The following is an 18,657-nucleotide window of genomic DNA, read 5'->3' on the forward strand; positions in this document are numbered from 1 at the left end:
CTTAGCCGATGACCATCGGGATGTTTTTGTACAACTGGATGATGTATTCCATGAACGTCTGCACGATCCATGGGCCGGCGACGATCAACGTCACCAGCATCACCAGCAGACGCGGCAGGAAGCTCAGCGTCTGTTCGTTGATCTGCGTCGCGGCCTGAAACATCGCCACCAGCAAGCCGACCAACAGGCTCGGGATCACCAGAATCGCGACCATCAGCGTGGTCAGCCACAGCGCTTCACGAAAGATATCGACCGCGACTTCCGGCGTCATGGCGAGACACCTCCAAAACTGCTGGCCAGGGTGCCGATGATCAGCGCCCAGCCATCCACAAGCACAAACAGCATGATCTTGAACGGCAAGGAAATGATCAGCGGCGACAGCATCATCATACCCATCGCCATCAGCACACTGGCGACGACGAGGTCGATGATCAGGAACGGAATGAAGATCATGAAGCCGATCTGGAACGCGGTCTTCAGCTCAGAGGTGACGAACGCCGGCACCAGAATGGTCAGCGGCGCTGCGTCTGGCGTCGGGATGTCGGTGCGTTTGGACAGGCGCATGAACAGCTCAAGATCGCTGCTGCGGGTTTGCGCGAGCATGAAGTCCTTGATCGGCACCTGAGCTTTTTCCACCGCTTGCTGCGCGGTGAGTGTCTCCGCCAGATACGGCTGCAAGGCATCTTTGTTCACGCGGTCGAACACCGGCGCCATGATGAACATGGTCAGGAACAGCGCCATGCCGGTGAGGATCTGGTTCGACGGCGTCTGTTGCAGGCCGAGGGCCTGACGCAGGATCGAGAAGACGATGATGATCCGGGTGAAACTGGTCATCAGAATGACCGCCGCCGGAATAAAGCTCAGCGCGGTCATGATCAGCAGAATCTGCAGACTGACCGAATATTCCTGCGCGCCATCGGCGTTGGTGCCCAGCGTGATCGCCGGGATCGACAACGGATCGGCGGCGAACGCCAGCGGCGCCGCCAGCATCAGGGCCAGCGTCAAGACGATGCGTAGCGCACCCATTACTTCGTATCCTTCTGATCCTTGCCGAGTATCTTCAGCAACTGCTGGGCAAAATCCGGAGTGGCTTTTTCACTGGTGCTCGGCACCGGCACCGGCTCTTTGAGCACGTGCAGCGCGGTGATGGTGCCGGGGCTCAAACCGAGCAGAATCTGCTCGTTGCCGACCTGCACCAGCATCAAACGGTCACGTGGGCCGAGGGCGCGCGAACCGATCAGTTCGATCACCTGACCCTTGCCTGCCGGCCCTGCCTGCTGCACCCGACGCAGCAGCCAGGCGAGGAAAAAGATAATCCCCAGCACCAGCAGCAAACCGAAGACCAGTTGCGTCAATTGCCCGGCAATGCCGCTGTTGACCACCGGCGCGGCGACGGCGGCCGTGGTCGCCACCGGCTCGGCGGCCATTACGCTGATTGGCAGCGCCAGCAGCGCCCAGAGAAACCTTTTCACTCAGCGCAGCTTCTTGATGCGTTCGCTTGGGCTGATCACGTCGGTCAGGCGGATGCCGAACTTCTCGTTGACCACCACCACTTCACCGTGCGCAATCAGCGTGCCGTTGACCAGCACGTCGAGCGGCTCACCGGCCAGACGATCGAGCTCGATCACCGACCCCTGGTTGAGTTGCAGCAGGTTGCGGATGTTGATGTCGGTGCTGCCGACTTCCATCGAAATCGACACCGGAATGTCGAGGATCACGTCCAGGTTCGGACCGTCCAGCGTCACCGGATCGTTGTTCTTCGGCACGCTGCCAAACTCTTCCATCGGCAGACGGTTGGAGCTTGCGGCGCCAGCGTCGGCGGCCAGCAGGGCGTCGATGTCAGCCTGGCCGGCATCACCGGTTTCTTCGAGGGCGGCGGCCCATTCATCAGCCAGTGCCTGATCGTCCTGGGCGTTCATATCGTCGTTCATCATGTGTCCTCGGCGGGCAACAATTCAGTTAGTGCAAAAAAGGGGGTACGGCGCCGTTTCAGCGGCGCTCGATCGGCTCGATAACCTGCAACGCGAGGTTGCCTTTGTGCGAGCCCATCTTGACCTTGAAGGCCGGCACGCCATTGGCGCGCATGATCATTTCGTCCGGCATCTCGACCGGGATCACATCGCCGGGCTGCATGTGCAGGATGTCGCGCAGTTTCAACTGACGACGAGCGACGGTGGCACCGATCGGCACATCGACATCGAGCACGTCCTGACGCAGGGCGTTGACCCAGCGCTCGTCCTGATCGTCGAGATCCGACTGGAAACCGGCGTCGAGCATTTCGCGCACCGGCTCGATCATCGAGTACGGCATGGTCACGTGCAGATCGCCGCCACCGCCGTCGAGTTCGATATGGAACGTGGAGACCACGATCGCTTCGCTCGGGCCGACGATGTTGGCCATGGCCGGGTTCACTTCCGAGTTGATGTACTCGAAATTGACTTCCATGATCGCCTGCCAGGCTTCCTTCAAATCGACGAAGGCCTGCTCCAGCACCATGCGCACCACGCGCAGTTCGGTCGGGGTGAATTCACGCCCTTCGATCTTGGCGTGACGGCCGTCGCCACCGAAGAAGTTGTCCACCAGTTTGAACACCAGTTTGGCGTCAAGGATGAACAGCGCGGTGCCGCGCAACGGTTTGATCTTGACCAGGTTGAGGCTGGTCGGTACGTACAGCGAGTGCACGTATTCACCGAACTTCATCACCTGCACGCCACCGACGGCAACGTCCGCCGAGCGGCGCAGCATGTTGAACATACTGATGCGGGTGTAGCGGGCGAAACGCTCGTTGATCATTTCCAGAGTCGGCATGCGTCCACGGACGATGCGATCCTGGCTGGTCAGGTCGTAGCTTTTGACACTGCCGGGTACGGCAGCGTCATCGGTCTGTACCAGACCATCGTCGACGCCGTGCAACAGCGCGTCGATTTCATCCTGGGACAGCAGATCCTGCACGGCCATGTCGTGTTCCTACTGCAGTACGAAATTAGTGAAAAGCAACTGTTCGATGACCACTTTGCCGAGTTCTTTCTGCGCCACTTCCTGGACGCTGGCGGTGGCCTTCTGGCGCAACATCTCTTGGCCGACCGGCGTCGCCAGTGTGGCGAAATCCTGACCGGAGAAGAGCATCACCAGGTTGTTGCGGATAACCGGCATGTGCACTTTCAGCGCTTCCAGATCGGCCTGATTGCGCCCGAGCATGGTGATGCTCACCTGCATGTAGCGCTGACGGCCGTTCTGGTTGTAGTTGGCAACGAAGGCCGGCGCCATCGGTTCGAAAATCGCCGGTTGTTTGCCGGTCGGGGCGGTTTCAGCCGCAGCCTCTGGTTTGCTCTGGGCACTGTGCATGAAGAACCAGGTCGCCCCCACGGATGCACCAATGGCCAACAGCAACGCGAGCACGATCATGATGATCAGCTTGAGTTTGCCTTTGGTTGCGGGGTCTTTTACTGCTGCAGTTTCGCTCTTCGCCATGCCAATAATCCGTCACTAATCAGGTTTTCACAGTCGCACGGCAAGGCAAGAGCAAGTGTTATGCCAGAAGTGTCGGCCGGGGATCGGCGCCTGGATCAACAGGACTGAAAAGCAAAAGATCGCAGCCTTCGGCAGCTCCTACAATTGGATGTGTACACCCTGTAGGAGCTGCCGAAGGCTGCGATCTTTTGGTGTCGCTACAACCCGTCAGGCGTAATAGTCGACGGCGCTGCTGCCGATGACGCTGGTGGTGTTGGCAGCAACCTCGGCCGCGCTGACCGGGGCTATTTCATCATCCGCCGAATCCAGACGACCACCGGCCGCGCTGGTACGACCGCTCTGCCCCTGCTGCGCCTGTTCCTGACCCTGCTGGCCCTGCCAACCACGACTCTGATCAGACACATTAACGTCAACCTGACCCATGCCCTGCTGCGTAAACATCTCGCGCAGGCGATGCATCTGGCTGTCGAGCGCCTCTCGCACGCTCGGATGCGCACTCATGAACGTCACCTGGGTCTGCTGATCCGGCACCAGATTCACGCGGATATCCAGACGCCCCAACTCGGCCGGTTGCAGCTGAATATCCGCCGCCTTCAGATTGGCGCTGGACAGGTACATGACGCGGTTGACCACTTCTTCCGTCCAGCCGTTTTGGTGCATGGCGATCGGCTGATTCACCGGCACGGCGTTCGCGGTTTTTGGTGTGGCAGCCTGCGTCAACGCAGCGAGACGGTTGGCGAAATCATCAACGCGGGTATCACTGGTCGCAGTCTTGAGGTCTTTGAGGCCGTCATCGATCAGGCCGCTGAACGCTTTGTCGCCACCCTGACTGGTGCTGTCCTTGTCGGCTTGCACGTCGAGCATGCTGGCCATGCCGGCGGCGAAGTTCTGCGCCGAGGTCAATTCACCGTCAGCCTGAGCCTGTGCCGAGGTAGTTTTCGGTTGCGCCTGACTGGCAGCGGAAATATGCCCGCCCTGCTCCATCGCCAAACGCACCGCCGGCATCGAATCGAGCGGATCGGCTGCCGGGTCGAAATCGCTATCGGTCGAGGCCACCGGGTCTTTGACTGCTGGCAACAAGGCGACCGCTGGTGTTTCGGCTTCAGGTTGCGCCGGTGCAGCGGCAACCGGGGCGGGCACCACAGGGGCAGCGACCGGTTGCACGGCGACGGCCAATGCCGGATCAAGCGCAGGATCAGTCACGCTGGCGTCGGCGACCGGCGTTTGCGCAGGATCGGTAGTGTCATCGCTGGCAGCGGCGTCATCGGCCGCCGCGGATTTGTCGGCAGGCAAGGCATTGCCGCTATCGGCAACCGCCGGAGCCGGGGCGGCAGATTGATCCTTGGCGAGGTCTTTCTTGCCAGCGCTGTCAGCGGCTTTGTCGCGCGCGGTTTTCGCCGGGTTATCGGTGCTGACAACAGGCTTGTTCGCACCCTGATCGGCGAACACTTTGGCGAAGCTGGAGGCTTTATCTACGGGCTCTGCGGCCATCGCCGACGACTTGGCCGAGGCAGCTTGCGCCTTGGCCTGAGCGGCATTCTGAAGAAGGATATTGGGGGTCGCAGGCATGAAACGGTCTCCGCTGCACGGGGCTCGTAAGTACAGTTGAGAAAGTTGATTGCAAGTGCCGGGCCAGTTTCGCCGAACGCTTGTGAAAAGCGTCCGGCGGCCGGTTCAATGAGTATGCGTGTGCTGCCGTTCGCTTTCGTAAACCGGGCGAACGCCATCAAATTCGAGGCTGATTTCAGCGACCATTTTGACGATTTCTGCGGGGCTTTTGTGTCGGGCGTCCGACTCCAGTGCCTGGCACAACTCGGCCAGGCGAACAGCGCCCATGTTGCTCGCGCTGCCCTTCAAGCTGTGAGCGACCTCCGACAGCTTTTCGGCATCGGCGGTCGCTTGCAGCTCCTGCAAGCGACTTTCGGAATCCGTCAGGAAGGTATCCAGCAAATCCGGATAGTTTTCCTCCATGACGTCACGCAAGGTATCGAGTACGTCGCGATCCACATGTAGGTCAGTCACTTGTTCACTCCTTGATCAAGAATTGCGCGGATTATGCCTGAACCTCCCAGAAAAACTCCACGCGGGCACTACGACCTTCGTCCGACCAACTGGCGTTACGCCCCAGTTGCCGCACCAGGCTGACCCCACGTCCCGACAAACGGACATTTTCCAGCGGCCGCTCCATCACCCGCGCCACATCAAAACCCTTGCCGCTGTCTTCAACGCGAATCACCAGACAACCGCCCTGCTCTTGCGGCGTGACCTGCAAATGCACGCGCACGTAGCCGTCCTGCAACGCTTCCAGCCGCGTGTTGCGTTGCTCGTAATAGCGCGCGAACCCCGCCGCATCGCGCTTGAGACTGGAATCGAGACCGAGCACGCCATGTTCCAGCGCATTGGAATACAACTCGGCGAGCACGCTGTACAACGCGCCGCTCTGCCCGCGCAGGCCATGCACTTCCAGCAGCAACTGCAACAGGTACGGCAAAGGGTTGAAGCGCTTGAGCGTGGCACCGCGAAACTCGAAACTCACCGACCAATCGAGCGGGCATGACTGGCCGCTGTCGGAATACACCGGCGCCGTTGGTTTGAGCTGCGCCGGCGCAAGCAGGCTGACTTCAACCATGCTGACATCGTCGCGCGCCTCGCCACGAAAATCCCGCAGCGCCTGCTCGATGTCCTCGAACAACCGGTCAGGCTCACGATTGGCGGCAAACACTTGCTGCAAGCGCTCGACACCGAACAGCTGATCATTGGCATCGCTGGTATCGATGACGCCGTCGGACAGCAGAAACACTCGATCATCGACGGCCATCGCATGCACTTCGGTGCTGTCATCAAAGGCCTGCGCGCTCAACACGCCGAGCGGTAAATGCCGTGCTTTCAGCGGAACCCGCTCACCCGTCGCGAGCCTGTGCAGATAACCGTCAGGCATGCCGCCGTTCCACACTTCCACCGAGCGCCGCAGCGAACTCAGGCACAGCAACGTGGCGCAACAGAACATGTCGACCGGCAGGATCCGTTTGAGCTTGGCGTTCATCTCGCGCAGGGTTTCCGCCAGGCCGTAACCCTTCGCGGTCATCCCGTAAAACACTTCGGCAAGCGGCATAGCGCCCACCGCTGCCGGCAACCCATGGCCGGTGAAATCGCCGAGCAGCACATGCATATCACCCGCCGGGGTGTACGCCGCCAACAGCAGGTCGCCGTTGAACAGCGCGTAAGGCGATTGCAGGTAGCGAATGTTCGGCGCGCTGAGGCAACCGGAGTGCGCGACCTTGTCGAACACCGCTTTGGCCACGCGCTGTTCGTTGAGCAGGTAATCGTGGTGTTTGGCGATCAGGTCGCGTTGCTGCAGCACGGTGTCTTGCAGGCGGCGCAAGCGATCCATCGCCTTGATTTTGGCGGCAAGGATGATCTGGTTGTAGGGCTTCGCCAGAAAGTCGTCGCCGCCGGCCTCTAGGCAACGCACCAGCGCTTCACTTTCGCTGAGCGAGGTCAGGAAGATGATCGGCACCAGCGTTTCGCCGGCCAGCAGTTTGATCTGCCGCGCCGCTTCGAAGCCGTCCATCACCGGCATCATTGCGTCCATCAGCACCAGTTGTGGCTGCTGCTGACGGAACAACTCGACCGCTTCGGCACCGTTGGCAGCCGCCAGCACTTCGTGGCCCTGACGGCGGACGATGGTCGACAACAACAGGCGATCAGCGGCGCTGTCTTCGGCGATCAGGATGGTCAGCGGCTCTTGCGCCTGCATGGCCGTCACGTGATGTCGAAGAGTTTGTCGAAATTGGAGATGGCGAGGATTTTGCGCACGTCGGAGTTGGGGTTAACCACCCGGATATCCGAATCATCACCGCCCGCGTGGTCACGCAGGAGCAGCAGCATCCCGAGCGCGGAACTGTCCAGATAAGTGGTCTCTTTCAGATCCAGCTCATAGGAATTTGGCTCGGGGTCGACCCGTTCATAGGAATTGCGAAATTCCTGATGTTTGCCGAAATCGAATCGGCCTTTGACCGAGATTCTGAGCTTTTTCCCATCCGGTGAGACTTCTGCAACGACTGACATTGACTGGCTTCCTTGTCATTGACGAACGTGTACAAGGTTTAGCATCTGACTGACCTCGGGGCAAGGAACAAGCAACGTCAAAAGATCGCAGCCTTCGGCAGCTCCTACAGGGATCGCGTGCAGGAGCTGCCGAAGGCTGCGATCTTTTGATCTTCTAAAAGGGTTCATGCCGTGGCAGGCGCTGCGACAATTCGTCGAGCAATTTCTGCTCGCGTTTGTCTTCAAGCCGCTGGGCTTCTTCGCGGTAGCGCTGCACCAGCTTGCGCAAGCCTTCGACCTTGGCAAACGCCTGTTGCCAGGCCTCGCGCGCCTTATCGAGATTGTTCTGGTGCCAGTTCAGACTCTGCCGCTGCTGATCAACAGCCGTATCAAGTTGCGCGAGAAACCCCTGAAAACCCAGCAACCACTGCCCGGTCACGCCGGTGCTGCCGCGCACGATCCACTGCTCGGAATAATCCAGACGAAAGGCATTAAGGTCGGCGAGTTTGCTTTCGGCCACCTTCACCTGGCCCTGAAAGTAACCGAGGCGCTGCACGGCGGTTTTCTCGGCTTTTTCAGCCATGTCCACCACCGGCGCCAGACGCGCGGCTCGACTGACGGCAGCCATGACCGGTTACCCGCCCGCCGCTGGGGCGAACAGGGTTTCCAGGTAGGCCTGGCTTTCGCCCATGTTGATTTTGTCGTTGAGCCCCTGACGCTGGTAGCGCACCAACTGCGGGTGCAGGGAGATCGCCAGATCGGTTTCGCGATCGCCACCGGCAACGTAGGCACCCACGCTGATCAAGTCGCGGCTCTGCTGATAGCGCGACCACAACTGCTTGAAATACTGCGCACGCTGCATGTGCTCGACCGAGACCACGGCCGGCATCACCCGGCTGATCGACGCTTCGATATCGATGGCCGGGTAATGACCTTCCTCGGCCAGACGCCGCGACAACACGATGTGGCCGTCGAGCACGCCTCGGGCCGAGTCGGCAATCGGATCCTGCTGGTCATCGCCTTCGGACAACACAGTGTAGAACGCGGTAATCGAACCCCCGCCCTTCTCCGCATTACCGGCGCGCTCCACCAGTTTCGGCAGCTTGGCGAACACCGATGGCGGATAACCCTTGGTCGCTGGCGGCTCGCCGATGGCCAAGGCGATTTCCCGCTGGGCCTGAGCGAAACGGGTCAGCGAATCCATCAGCAGCAGGACGTTCTTGCCCTTGTCGCGGAAATACTCGGCGATGCGCGTGCAGTACATCGCCGCGCGCAGACGCATCAGCGGCGCATCGTCCGCCGGAGAGGCGACGACCACCGAGCGCTTGAGACCTTCTTCACCAAGGCTGTGCTCGATGAATTCCTTAACTTCTCGACCGCGCTCACCAATCAGCCCGACGACAATAATGTCGGCCTCGGTGAAGCGGGTCATCATGCCCAACAGCACGGATTTACCAACGCCAGTACCGGCGAACAGACCGAGACGCTGACCACGCCCCACCGTCAGCAAACCGTTGATGCAACGAATGCCGACGTCCAGCGGCTCGCTGATCGGGTCACGGTTGAGCGGGTTGATCGTCGGGCCGTCCATCGGCACCCAGTCTTCGGCTTTCATCCCGCCCTTGCCGTCCAGCGCACGACCGGCGCCATCCAGCACGCGACCGAGCATGCTCATGCCCATCGGCAAACGTCCAGTGTCGGCGAGCGGCACCACGCGGGCGCCCGGGGCGATACCGGCGACACTGCCTACCGGCATCAGAAAGACTTTGCTGCCGGAGAAACCCATGACTTCCGCTTCCACCTGCGAGGGGTGATAGCTGTCGTCGTTGATCACCAGGCAGCGCGTGCCCATGGCGGCACGCAGGCCTTCGGCTTCGAGGGTGAGGCCGACCATGCGCAGCAGGCGACCTTCGAGAATCGGCGCCCCGGCAATTTCGACGGCCTCGGCATAGCTGCCCAGGCGCTTGGCGAAACTGGTGCGTTCAAGGCGCATCGGGGTCGTCCGCAAGCGGCTCTTCAGCAGTGGCCGCCGGTTTTACGTCTTCGGGAATATCCAGGCTCAGATCCGCTTCAGCCGGGTGCAACGCCTGTTCGTGCAACTGATCGAACAGTTTGGCCATGACTTGGCCGACGCGGGTTTCGATGCTCGCGTCGATGCGACTGTGCGCGGTTTCGACACGGCAACCGCCCGGCAGCAGCGCTTCATCTTCAACGATGCGCCAGGTTTCTTCATGACGTTCGCGCAGGGCTTTGGCCTGCTCGAAGTCCTGCGGATTGACGTACAGACGCACGTTGTCGACGCCCAGCGGCAACAGCTTGAGGGCGTCGCGCATGACGTGTTCGATCTGAGTCGAATCGATGGCCAGTTCGCGCTGGATCACCTGTTTGGTGATGTGCTGCACGAGGTCGACCAGCGATTTTTCGATCTGCGTATCCTGCTCGGCGATCGGCTCGAACAGGTTGGCCATCAACTGCTCAAGGCTGGCGAGTTTGGCGGCCAATGCGACTTCGGCTTCCTGACGCACCTTGAGGGTGGCGCTGTGGAAACCTTCCTTTTCGCCAATGGCAAAGCCCTCGTTGTAAGCCTCCTGACGGATGCTTTCGAGTTCTTCCAGGGTCAGTGGCTGGACTTCGTCCAGCGGCACTTCTTCCATTTCCGGCGGTTCAGGCTCGGGCTCCGGCTCGGGTTCCGGTTTTGGCGGGTCGAAGCTCGGCAGCGCCCAGGATTCGAAACCACGAACATCGCGGGCGCGGATCAGATCCGTCACAGACTCGTCATGCTTGTCCATGGGCTTAGATCATTTCCTCGCCGCCCTTGCCACCGAGGACGATTTCTCCGGCTTCGGCCATACGGCGGGCGATGGTGAGGATTTCTTTCTGTGCGGTTTCGACGTCGCTGACGCGCACCGGGCCCTTCGCTTCGAGGTCGTCGCGCAGCAGTTCGGCGGCACGCTTGGACATGTTCTTGAAGATCTTTTCTTTGACGCCTTCGTCCGAACCCTTGAGGGCCAGCACCAGCACGTCGGAAGACACTTCGCGCAGCAACGCCTGAATGCCACGGTCGTCGACATCGGCGAGGTTGTTGAACACGAACATGAGGTCTTCGATCTGACCGGACAGGTCTTCGTCGACTTCGCGGATCGAGTCCATGAGCTGGCCCTCGATCGAGCTGTCGAGGAAGTTCATGATGTCCGCCGCACGCTTGATGCCACCCAGGGTGGTGCGCGAGGCATTCGAGTTGCCGGAGAACTGCTTCTCGAGAATCTGGTTCAGCTCTTTCAATGCCGCTGGCTGCACGGTGTTCAGCGACGACACGCGCAGGATGATGTCCAGACGCACTTTGTGGTCGAAGTTGCCGAGCACTTCACCGGCCTGATCGGGGTCGAGGTACGCCACCACGATCGCTTGAATCTGCGGGTGTTCGTAGCGAATCACGTCAGCAACGGCGCGCGGTTCCATCCACTTCAGGCTGTCGAGACCGCTGGTGTTGCCACCGAGCAGGATGCGGTCGATCAGGCCGTTGGCCTTGTCTTCGCCCAATGCCTGGGTGAGCATTTTGCGCACGTAGTCGTCGGAGCCGACGCCGAGGCTGGTCTGGTCGCCGACGATGTCGACGAACTCACTCATCACCTGCTCGACCTGCTCGCGATGGACGTTGCCCATCTGCGCCATGGCCACGCCGACCCGCTGAACCTCTTTCGGGCCCATGTGGCGCAACACTTGTGCGGCATCGGTCGAACCCAGGGACAGCAGCAGAATCGCGGCTTTGTCGACCTTGTTCAGTTTGACGCTGGCGGCTCGGTTATCACTCATCTGCGTTAATCCACTCTTTCACGACCTGGGCCACGCGACCCGGGTCTTCTGCCACCAGACTCTTGATTGCATTCAGCTGCGCGTCATAACCCTCGCTCGGGCTAGGCAGCAGAATGGATTGCGGACCACCGAGGCTGACGCGGTCGTTGGCCAGTTCGCCATCCAGACCGCCCATGCCACCGAGCTCGACATCACTGCCCAGCGCCAGCTCTTTGCTGCGGCCGCCGTTGGTGATGTTGTTGAGCACCGGACGCAGCACGCCGAACACCAGCACGAGGATGAACAACACACCCAGCACTTGTTTGACGATGTCCCAGAACCACGGCTGAGAGTAGAACGGAATGTCGGCAATCACTTCACCGCGTTCAGCGGAGAACGGCATGTTGATCACGCTGACGCTGTCGCCACGGCTGGCGTCGAAACCGACGGCGTCCTGCACCAGACGGGTGAAGCGCGCCAATTCGTCGGCGGTCCACGGCGCGCGGGTGGTTTCACCGTTGGCCGCATTGACCTTGACCTGATCGTCGACCACCACCGACACCGACAGACGATTCAGGCGACCCTGCTGCTGTTTGGTGTGGCTGATCGAACGGTCGAGCTCGAAGTTCTTGGTGGATTGTTGACGCTTGTCTGCCGGGTACGGCGCGAGCATTGGCTGGCCGGTGGCCGGATCCATGATCTGCTGACCGTTGGCATCCACCAGTGGCTGACCCGGTTGCACCATAGCAGCCGGCGCAGCGGCATTGGCGGTGGTCTGCGGTGCCGAGGCTGGCGACGGCGGCTGGTTGCTCAAGGCACCCGGCACACCCTGCGGGCCATTGCTGGCGGTACGTTGTTCGTTGACCGACTGCTCGCTGCGCAACGCCGGTTGATCCGGGTTGAACTGCTCGGCGGTGGATTCGACGGCATTGAAATCGATATCGGCCGAGACTTCAGCCTTGTAGCGATCGTTGCCCAACACCGGTTGCAGAATGTTGTGTACGCGCTGGGTGAGCATGCTTTCCATGCGGCGGCTGTAATCGAACTGCTTGCCGGCCATGGTCATTTCGGAGTTTTCCGCCTGATCCGAGAGCAAGGTGCCCTTCTGGTCAACGACGGTGATCTGCGATTTGCTCAACTCGGGAACGGAAGTCGCCACCAGGTTGATGATCGCAATCACCTGACCCGGCTCCAGCGAACGACCGGAGTACAGCTCAACCAGAACCGAAGCGCTTGGCTTGCGTTCATCACGGACGAACACCGAGCTTTTCGGAATCGCCAGGTGCACGCGGGCACCCTTGACGTTGTTCAGGCTGGAAATGGTGCGTGCCAGTTCGCCTTCGAGGCCGCGACGATAACGGGTCGCTTCCATGAACTGGCTGGTGCCCAGACCCTGTTCCTTGTCGAGGATTTCGAAACCGATATTGCCGTCGCTGGGAGTGACACCAGCGGCAGCGAGTTTCATCCGCGCACGGGACAGGTCTTCGGCCTTGACCAGCAAGGCACCGGAGTTCGGTTCGACGTTGTAAGGAATGTCAGCGGCGGCCAGGGTGTCCATGACCTGCTTGGCGTCCATGCCGGCAAGGCTGCCGTACAACGGACGATAATCCGGCTGCTGCGACCACAGCACCACGGCGAAGCCAATCGCCACGCTCGCTGCCAGGCCGACCAACAGGCCCACCTGACGCAGCATGGTCATCTCGGAGAGGTTTTCCAGGAAGGACAAGCCGAACAGCGGCGGTTTGCCGTCTATCGGGGTGGCCTTGGCCGGAACGTTATCGGCGACTGCTTCTGCCATGACTCAATCTCGTCCTTAAACCGGCATCTGCATGATGTCTTGATACGCCTGAACCAGTTTGTTGCGCACCTGGGTCAGAGCCTGGAACGACACGCTGGCTTTTTGCGAAGCGATCATCACGTCAGTCAGGTCGACGCCGGTCTTGCCGACTTCGAAAGCATTGGCCAACTGAGTGGACGCCTGCTGGGTATCGCTGACTTTGTTGATGGCCTGACCGAGCATGTCGGAAAAGCTGCTGCCGGCCATTTCCGGCACGGCGGAAGTGGTCTTCGGCGAAGACATGGCGTCCATTTTCATGGCCTTCATGTCCATCATCAACCGATTAAATTCAATACCTTGGCTCATGGTCTACTCTCTTGGGCGGCCCGCAATTTTTTGACACTCACTCGGCGGGTACACAGGTATTAGCAACAAGGGTGCCAGCTCATGGACACCCTTTTCAGAAAAGCTATTTCACAGCATTGCGCGGGATCAAGTGGCGAACAGATAACCTTCGACATCCATCCCGGCATCACGCATTTGCGCCAGTTTGTAGCGCAAGGTGCGCGGGCTGATGCCGAGCTTTTCCGCCGCCTCTTTGCGCCGGCCACGTTCGCTGCGCAGGGTGTCGATGATCATCTGAAACTCCCGGCGGCGCAGGTCATCGCCCAAGGCACCGGCAGAATCCGCCTCGATCTCGACTTCACGAATCACCGGCGCAGCGGGCGCTGGCGTAGGCAACGTGGCAAACATCACCGGGCCGGACAGGCAGAAATCCTGCGGCTGGATCAAACCGCCCTGCTGCAGAATCAAGGCGCGCTGAATGGCGTTATCCAGCTCGCGGACATTGCCCGGCCACGGGTACCCGGTCAGGCACGCCTGTGCCTCGGGCGAGAGTTTTGCCGCCGCGTGCTTCATTTTATTGACGTGTTTGGCCAGCAGACGCTCGGCCAGCGGCAGGATGTCGGCGGTGCGCTCGCGCAACGGCCGCCAGGCCAGCGGAAAAACCGACAGCCGATAGAACAAGTCTTCACGGAAACGCCCCGCCGCCACTTCACCGGCCAGATCACGGTTAGTGGTGGCGACCACACGAATATCCAGAGTGATCGGCTTGCGCGCGCCAACACGCTCGACTTCGCGCTCTTGCAGGACGCGCAGCAGTTTGGCTTGCAGGCCCAGCGGCATCTCGGAGATTTCGTCGAGCAGAATGGTGCCGCCATCTGCCTGCTCAAACTTGCCGGCCTGAGCAGCAATGGCGCCGGTGAACGAGCCTTTCTCGTGCCCGAATAATGTCGCTTCGAGCATGTTGTCCGGGATCGCCGCGCAGTTGATCGCAATGAACGGTTGATTGGCGCGATGGGATTGCTGGTGAATGTAGCGCGCCAGCACTTCTTTACCGGTGCCGGACTCGCCGGAGATCAGCACCGTGGAATCGCTGCGCGCGACGCGTGCCGCCAACTCAAGAAGCTGAGCGCTGGCCGGTTCGACCGCAATCGGCCCTTCGCTTTCGCACGCGCCGAGATTGCCCAGCGCATGCCGCGCGACCAGATCGAGCAAGGCCTTGGGCTCAAACGGCTTGACCAGATAATCCGCCGCGCCCTGACGCATCGCATCGACTGCGCGCTCAACTGCGCCGTGCGCAGTCATCAGCAACACCGGCAATTGCGGCTGGCGCGAGCGCAGCAGCGCGAGCAATTGATGACCATCCATGCCGGGCATATTGACGTCGCTGACCACCAGACTGAACGCTTCACGCGCCACCGCCGTCAACGCTTCTTCCGCGCTGCCGACCGCATGGTAATCATGCCCGGCCAGCAACAGCGTGTCGGTCAGCGCTTCGCGCAACGAGCGGTCGTCCTCGACCAGCAAAACCTTGATGCCCATGGCGATCACTCAGCTCCTTGTACAGCGGAAAACAGCGGCAGGATCACCTGCGCGCACGTGCCGCGCCCGACTCGCGAGCGCAGCAGCAATTCTCCCTGATGCGCACGGGCGACCGCTTTGACCACGGTCAGGCCGAGGCCAGTCCCGGTCACTTTGGTGGTGAAAAAAGGTTCGCCGAGACGCGCCAGAACGGCGGGTTCGATGCCGCTGCCGCTGTCACTGACGCTGATGCGCAACGTGTTGTCGCGGGCGTAGCAATGCACTTTCAGGCGCACGTCACCGGGACTGGCCTGAATGGCGTTTTCGATCAAATTCAGCAGCGCGCCGACCAGCGTGTCCCGGTTGCACAGCAACTCGCCGGCATGACTGTCGCACTGCCAACGGATAGGCAGATCCTGCACATGGGTCAACGCGGCGGCTTGCAGCGATTGCATCAGGGCAGTCGGCGTCAGGCGATCGGTCAGCGGCAGCTCGCCACGGGCGAACACCAGCATGTCGCGCACCTGGTGCTCCAGCTCGTGCAGGCGTTCTTTCAGGCGCCCGGCGAAACGCTGTTGAGTGGCGACCGGCAATTCCTGCTCAGTCAAATGACTGGCGTACAGCAATGCAGCAGACAGTGGCGTGCGGATCTGATGGGCCAGCGAAGCGACCATGCGCCCCAGCGACGACAGACGCTCGTGGCGCGCCAGTTGATCTTGCAGATGACGGGTTTCGGTCAAATCGTTGAGCAGCACCAATTGCCCCGGCTCGGCATCCAGCGAGCGGGTGGCAATCGACAAGCGTCGACCGTTTTTCAGAGAGATTTCATGGCCATCGTCTTCACGCGGCGCGAAGCAGCGGGCAATGACGTGGCGCCACAATTCGCCTTCCAGCGGCAGGCCGAGCAACTCGATCGCGGCCGGATTGGCCTCAACGACGATGCCGTGACCGTCAATCACAATGACGCCACCGGGCAACAGATCAAGGAGGTTTTGCAGACGGTTGGCCAGGCGTTCTTTTTCCGCCAGTTCCTGCATGCGCTGGGCGCTGACCACGGCCAGTTCACCCTTGAGCTCGGTCACCCGCGCTTCAAGCATGCTGTAAGAGTCGGTCAGTTGGCTCGACATCTGATTGAACAGTGCGAACGACTGCTCAAGACCCTGCCGGCTGGCCTGCTCTACGGACGAGGATGATGCCTCGGATCGGGAGGCAGAAGAGATCGGGGCAGCGTGGGGCATTGTGGTCTCTCGCGTGGCTGACCGTCAGTTAAACGGAACGTTGCGAGGGATGTAGCAATACCCGTGCCTAAAAAAAACTGCTTATAAATGAAGCAGTTGAAAAACAGGCGTCAATCCTCCGCCTGTTCGTCTCCGTCGCGGCGGCTCATGCCGTACTTGCGCATCTTCTCCACCAGCGTGGTGCGGCGAATACGCAGACGCTCGGCCGCACGCGCCACGATGCCATTGGCGTCGTCCAGCGCTTGCTGAATAAGGCCTTGTTCGAGACCACCGAGGTAGTCCTTCAGATCCAGACCTTCCGGCGGCAGCAAGGCGTTGGCGGTGAAGTCCGGGGTATGACCGTTGATGGCCACGCGCTCTTCGAGATCACTGCGCAAGCTGTCGACCAGTTGCTCGTCTTCGTCGTCGACGTAGCGGAATTTCTTCGGCAACTCGACCACGCCGATCACCCCGTACGGGTGCATGATCGCCATGCGCTCAACCAGGTTAGCCAACTCGCGGACGTTGCCCGGCCAGCCGTGACGGCACAGCGACATGATCGCCGCCGAGTTGAAACGGATCGAGCCGCGCTTTTCGTGTTCCATGCGCGAGATCAGTTCGTTCATCAGCAGCGGGATGTCTTCGACGCGCTCACGCAGCGGCGCCATCTCGATCGGGAACACGTTCAGGCGATAGTAAAGGTCTTCGCGGAAGGTGCCGATCTCGATCATGCTTTCGAGATTCTTGTGGGTCGCGGCAATGATGCGCACATCGACGCTCTGGGTCTTGTTGCTGCCCACGCGTTCGAAGGTGCGTTCCTGCAGGACGCGCAGCAGTTTGACCTGCATCGGCAGCGGCATGTCGCCGATTTCGTCGAGGAACAGCGTCCCGCCGTTGGCCAACTCAAAGCGGCCAGCACGGCTGGTGATCGCGCCGGTGAAGGCGCCCTTCTCGTGGCCGAACAATTCGCTTTCGAGCAACTCGGCCGGGATCGCCCCGCAGTTGACCGGCACAAACGGCGCGTCGCGACGCTTGGAATGGTAATGCAGGTTACGCGCGACCACTTCCTTGCCAGTGCCGGACTCGCCAAGGATCAGCACGCTGGCGTCGGTATCGGCGACTTGCTGCATCATCTGGCGCACGTGCTGAATCGCACGGCTGGTGCCGACGAGGCTGCGGAACAGGTTGGGTTCGCGATGGCGACCGCGCTCACGGGCCTGGTCGTACATCTCGCGATAGACTTGGGCACGGTGCAGGGAGTCGAGCAATTTGCTGTAGCTCGGCGGCATTTCCAGGGTCGACAACACCCGGCGGCGCTGGTCTTCCGGCAAGTCGACGGAAGAATTATCGCCCATCAGCAAGACGGGAAGGAACTCATCCCAGCTTGAGAGTGTCTTTAACAAGCCCAAAAGCGCGCCAGGAGCATTAACCGTCCCGATCAGTACGCAAATGACTTCACGACTAGACGACAAAGAGCCGACTGCCTGCTGCCAGTCATGGCTGCCGCAGGGTAAATTTTCTTCGCCGAGAAAATTTAAAATCACCGCCAGGTCGCGGCGGCGGACGCTATCGTCATCGATCAGCAGAATTTTGGTTTCACGCCACATGCAATAGCAACTTCCCTGGTCAACTCAATGCCCGAAAATGGGGGCAAGCGAGACGTTTGCAGGACACTCTGTGCCTGTAGACGCCCGAAATCTGAAAACAGCCACTAGTTAAGTCAAAAAACCGTGCACAGTCAAATTTATGGCGCACATCTCTGGATTAACTGAAGGTTAATTAACCAAACAGATGGTAAACCTTTGCCGCGTTCCGCGCTTGGGTGATCTGCGACATCTCATCGACTATCGCCTGGCGTTCGCCCATGGCCACTTCAAGCAGCTGCCGATAAACATGCAGCAACTCTTCCAGATTATCGCGCAACGCGCCTTCGTCCAGCGAAGCTTCCGCCATGACGTCTTCCATGCAGGAACGACATGCCAGATCCAGCTCGCCAATGGCTTCCCAGTTACGATCAGCCAGCGCACTGACCAGTGCTTGACGAGTGTCAGCGATTTGCTGCAATACAAGACTCATGGTGCTCTCCTTTAGAACTGCGGAGCAGGCGTAGGCGCGATGGCATCCCAGCCCTCTTTTACCGTCGTCAGCAGCCCGGCGACTTCATCAAGAATGCGTGGATCGCTACTGATGTTCGCCTCGGCCAGGCGTTTCATCATGTAGATGTACAGACCGTCCAGATCGGCCAGCGCCTCGGCACTGTTTTCCAGATCCAGACCTTCGCGCAGACCGCTGACAATACCGATCGCTTTGCTGATTGAGGTGCACTTGCCGGGAATGTCCTTGCGCTCGATGGCACCCTTGGCCTGAGCGATACGGGCCAGGCCACCTTCCATCAACATTTGCACCAGGCGGTGCGGGCTCGCTTCGGAGGTCTGTGCGTGCGCACCGACTTTCTGGTACTGCCGAAGGGCTAACATCGGGTTCATGTTT

The 18,657-nt window shown here is 60.5% G+C and carries 21 protein-coding genes; all 21 read right to left on the reverse strand.

From position 1 onward, the window contains the following. Position 1: 1 nt before the first annotated feature. Positions 2-271, reverse strand: a complete 270-nt coding sequence (fliQ, locus tag ACP3TY_RS17405) for a flagellar biosynthesis protein FliQ (RefSeq protein WP_053118383.1) — start codon at positions 269-271, stop codon at positions 2-4. Beyond that, positions 268-1,026, reverse strand: coding sequence for a flagellar type III secretion system pore protein FliP (gene fliP, locus ACP3TY_RS17410; protein ID WP_053118381.1), 759 nt, complete (start codon positions 1,024-1,026; stop codon positions 268-270). The genes fliQ and fliP overlap by 4 nt, the downstream gene beginning before the upstream one ends. Beyond that, positions 1,026-1,472, reverse strand: a complete 447-nt coding sequence (gene fliO, locus ACP3TY_RS17415; protein ID WP_053118379.1) for a flagellar biosynthetic protein FliO — start codon at positions 1,470-1,472, stop codon at positions 1,026-1,028. The genes fliP and fliO overlap by 1 nt, the downstream gene beginning before the upstream one ends. Next, positions 1,473-1,931 carry a flagellar motor switch protein FliN gene (gene fliN / locus ACP3TY_RS17420; RefSeq protein WP_053118377.1) on the reverse strand — a complete coding sequence of 153 codons (459 nt, stop codon included), beginning with the start codon at positions 1,929-1,931 and terminating at the stop codon, positions 1,473-1,475. A gap of 58 nt (positions 1,932-1,989) precedes the next feature. Further along, the gene (gene fliM / locus ACP3TY_RS17425) at positions 1,990-2,958 is read right to left on the reverse strand and encodes a flagellar motor switch protein FliM (protein ID WP_053118375.1); all 969 of its coding nucleotides are present in this window, start codon (positions 2,956-2,958) and stop codon (positions 1,990-1,992) included. Between the two features lie 9 nt (positions 2,959-2,967). Further along, the gene (gene fliL / locus ACP3TY_RS17430; RefSeq protein ID WP_426618069.1) at positions 2,968-3,471 is read right to left on the reverse strand and encodes a flagellar basal body-associated protein FliL; all 504 of its coding nucleotides are present in this window, start codon (positions 3,469-3,471) and stop codon (positions 2,968-2,970) included. A gap of 207 nt (positions 3,472-3,678) precedes the next feature. After that, complete coding sequence (locus ACP3TY_RS17435) at positions 3,679-5,040, reverse strand: flagellar hook-length control protein FliK (RefSeq protein WP_426618070.1); 1,362 nt, start codon at positions 5,038-5,040, stop codon at positions 3,679-3,681. 105 nt (positions 5,041-5,145) lie between these two features. Then, on the reverse strand, positions 5,146-5,493 hold the full coding sequence (locus ACP3TY_RS17440; RefSeq protein WP_426618071.1) for an Hpt domain-containing protein: 348 nt from the start codon (positions 5,491-5,493) through the stop codon (positions 5,146-5,148). 31 nt (positions 5,494-5,524) lie between these two features. Beyond that, a complete protein-coding gene (locus ACP3TY_RS17445) occupies positions 5,525-7,228 on the reverse strand; it encodes an ATP-binding SpoIIE family protein phosphatase (RefSeq protein WP_400650101.1) in 1,704 nt (567 codons plus the stop codon). A 5-nt stretch (positions 7,229-7,233) separates the two neighbouring features. After that, positions 7,234-7,539, reverse strand: coding sequence for an STAS domain-containing protein (locus ACP3TY_RS17450; RefSeq protein WP_159812646.1), 306 nt, complete (start codon positions 7,537-7,539; stop codon positions 7,234-7,236). A gap of 154 nt (positions 7,540-7,693) precedes the next feature. Then, the gene (gene fliJ, locus ACP3TY_RS17455) at positions 7,694-8,146 is read right to left on the reverse strand and encodes a flagellar export protein FliJ (RefSeq protein WP_053118362.1); all 453 of its coding nucleotides are present in this window, start codon (positions 8,144-8,146) and stop codon (positions 7,694-7,696) included. 6 nt (positions 8,147-8,152) lie between these two features. Further along, the gene (gene fliI / locus ACP3TY_RS17460; RefSeq protein ID WP_053118360.1) at positions 8,153-9,511 is read right to left on the reverse strand and encodes a flagellar protein export ATPase FliI; all 1,359 of its coding nucleotides are present in this window, start codon (positions 9,509-9,511) and stop codon (positions 8,153-8,155) included. Next, positions 9,501-10,307: a flagellar assembly protein FliH gene (gene fliH / locus ACP3TY_RS17465; protein ID WP_426618072.1), complete on the reverse strand. Its 807-nt coding sequence runs from the start codon at positions 10,305-10,307 to the stop codon at positions 9,501-9,503. The genes fliI and fliH overlap by 11 nt, the downstream gene beginning before the upstream one ends. Positions 10,308-10,311: 4 nt before the next feature. Further along, positions 10,312-11,331, reverse strand: coding sequence for a flagellar motor switch protein FliG (gene fliG, locus ACP3TY_RS17470; protein ID WP_053118356.1), 1,020 nt, complete (start codon positions 11,329-11,331; stop codon positions 10,312-10,314). Next, positions 11,324-13,108 carry a flagellar basal-body MS-ring/collar protein FliF gene (gene fliF, locus ACP3TY_RS17475; protein WP_053118354.1) on the reverse strand — a complete coding sequence of 595 codons (1,785 nt, stop codon included), beginning with the start codon at positions 13,106-13,108 and terminating at the stop codon, positions 11,324-11,326. Before fliF ends, fliG begins: the two co-directional genes overlap by 8 nt. A 15-nt stretch (positions 13,109-13,123) precedes the next feature. Continuing rightward, positions 13,124-13,453 (reverse strand): flagellar hook-basal body complex protein FliE, encoded by a 330-nt coding sequence (gene fliE, locus ACP3TY_RS17480; protein WP_053118352.1) that lies wholly within the window; start codon positions 13,451-13,453, stop codon positions 13,124-13,126. Positions 13,454-13,579: 126 nt separating this feature from the next. Further along, entirely contained in the window at positions 13,580-14,971 is a 1,392-nt protein-coding gene (locus ACP3TY_RS17485) for a sigma-54-dependent transcriptional regulator (RefSeq protein WP_426618073.1), read from the reverse strand. Positions 14,972-14,976: 5 nt separating this feature from the next. Next, positions 14,977-16,188, reverse strand: a complete 1,212-nt coding sequence (locus ACP3TY_RS17490) for a sensor histidine kinase (RefSeq protein ID WP_053118350.1) — start codon at positions 16,186-16,188, stop codon at positions 14,977-14,979. Between the two features lie 110 nt (positions 16,189-16,298). Next, positions 16,299-17,774, reverse strand: coding sequence for a sigma-54 dependent transcriptional regulator (locus ACP3TY_RS17495; RefSeq protein WP_053118349.1), 1,476 nt, complete (start codon positions 17,772-17,774; stop codon positions 16,299-16,301). Between the two features lie 172 nt (positions 17,775-17,946). Beyond that, positions 17,947-18,243, reverse strand: a complete 297-nt coding sequence (locus ACP3TY_RS17500; protein ID WP_426618074.1) for a flagellar protein FliT — start codon at positions 18,241-18,243, stop codon at positions 17,947-17,949. 11 nt (positions 18,244-18,254) lie between these two features. After that, entirely contained in the window at positions 18,255-18,653 is a 399-nt protein-coding gene (gene fliS, locus ACP3TY_RS17505; RefSeq protein ID WP_282353876.1) for a flagellar export chaperone FliS, read from the reverse strand. Positions 18,654-18,657: the final 4 nt, after the last annotated feature.

Source organism: Pseudomonas rustica (assembly GCF_049959085.1).
Lineage (GTDB): Bacteria > Pseudomonadota > Gammaproteobacteria > Pseudomonadales > Pseudomonadaceae > Aquipseudomonas > Aquipseudomonas rustica.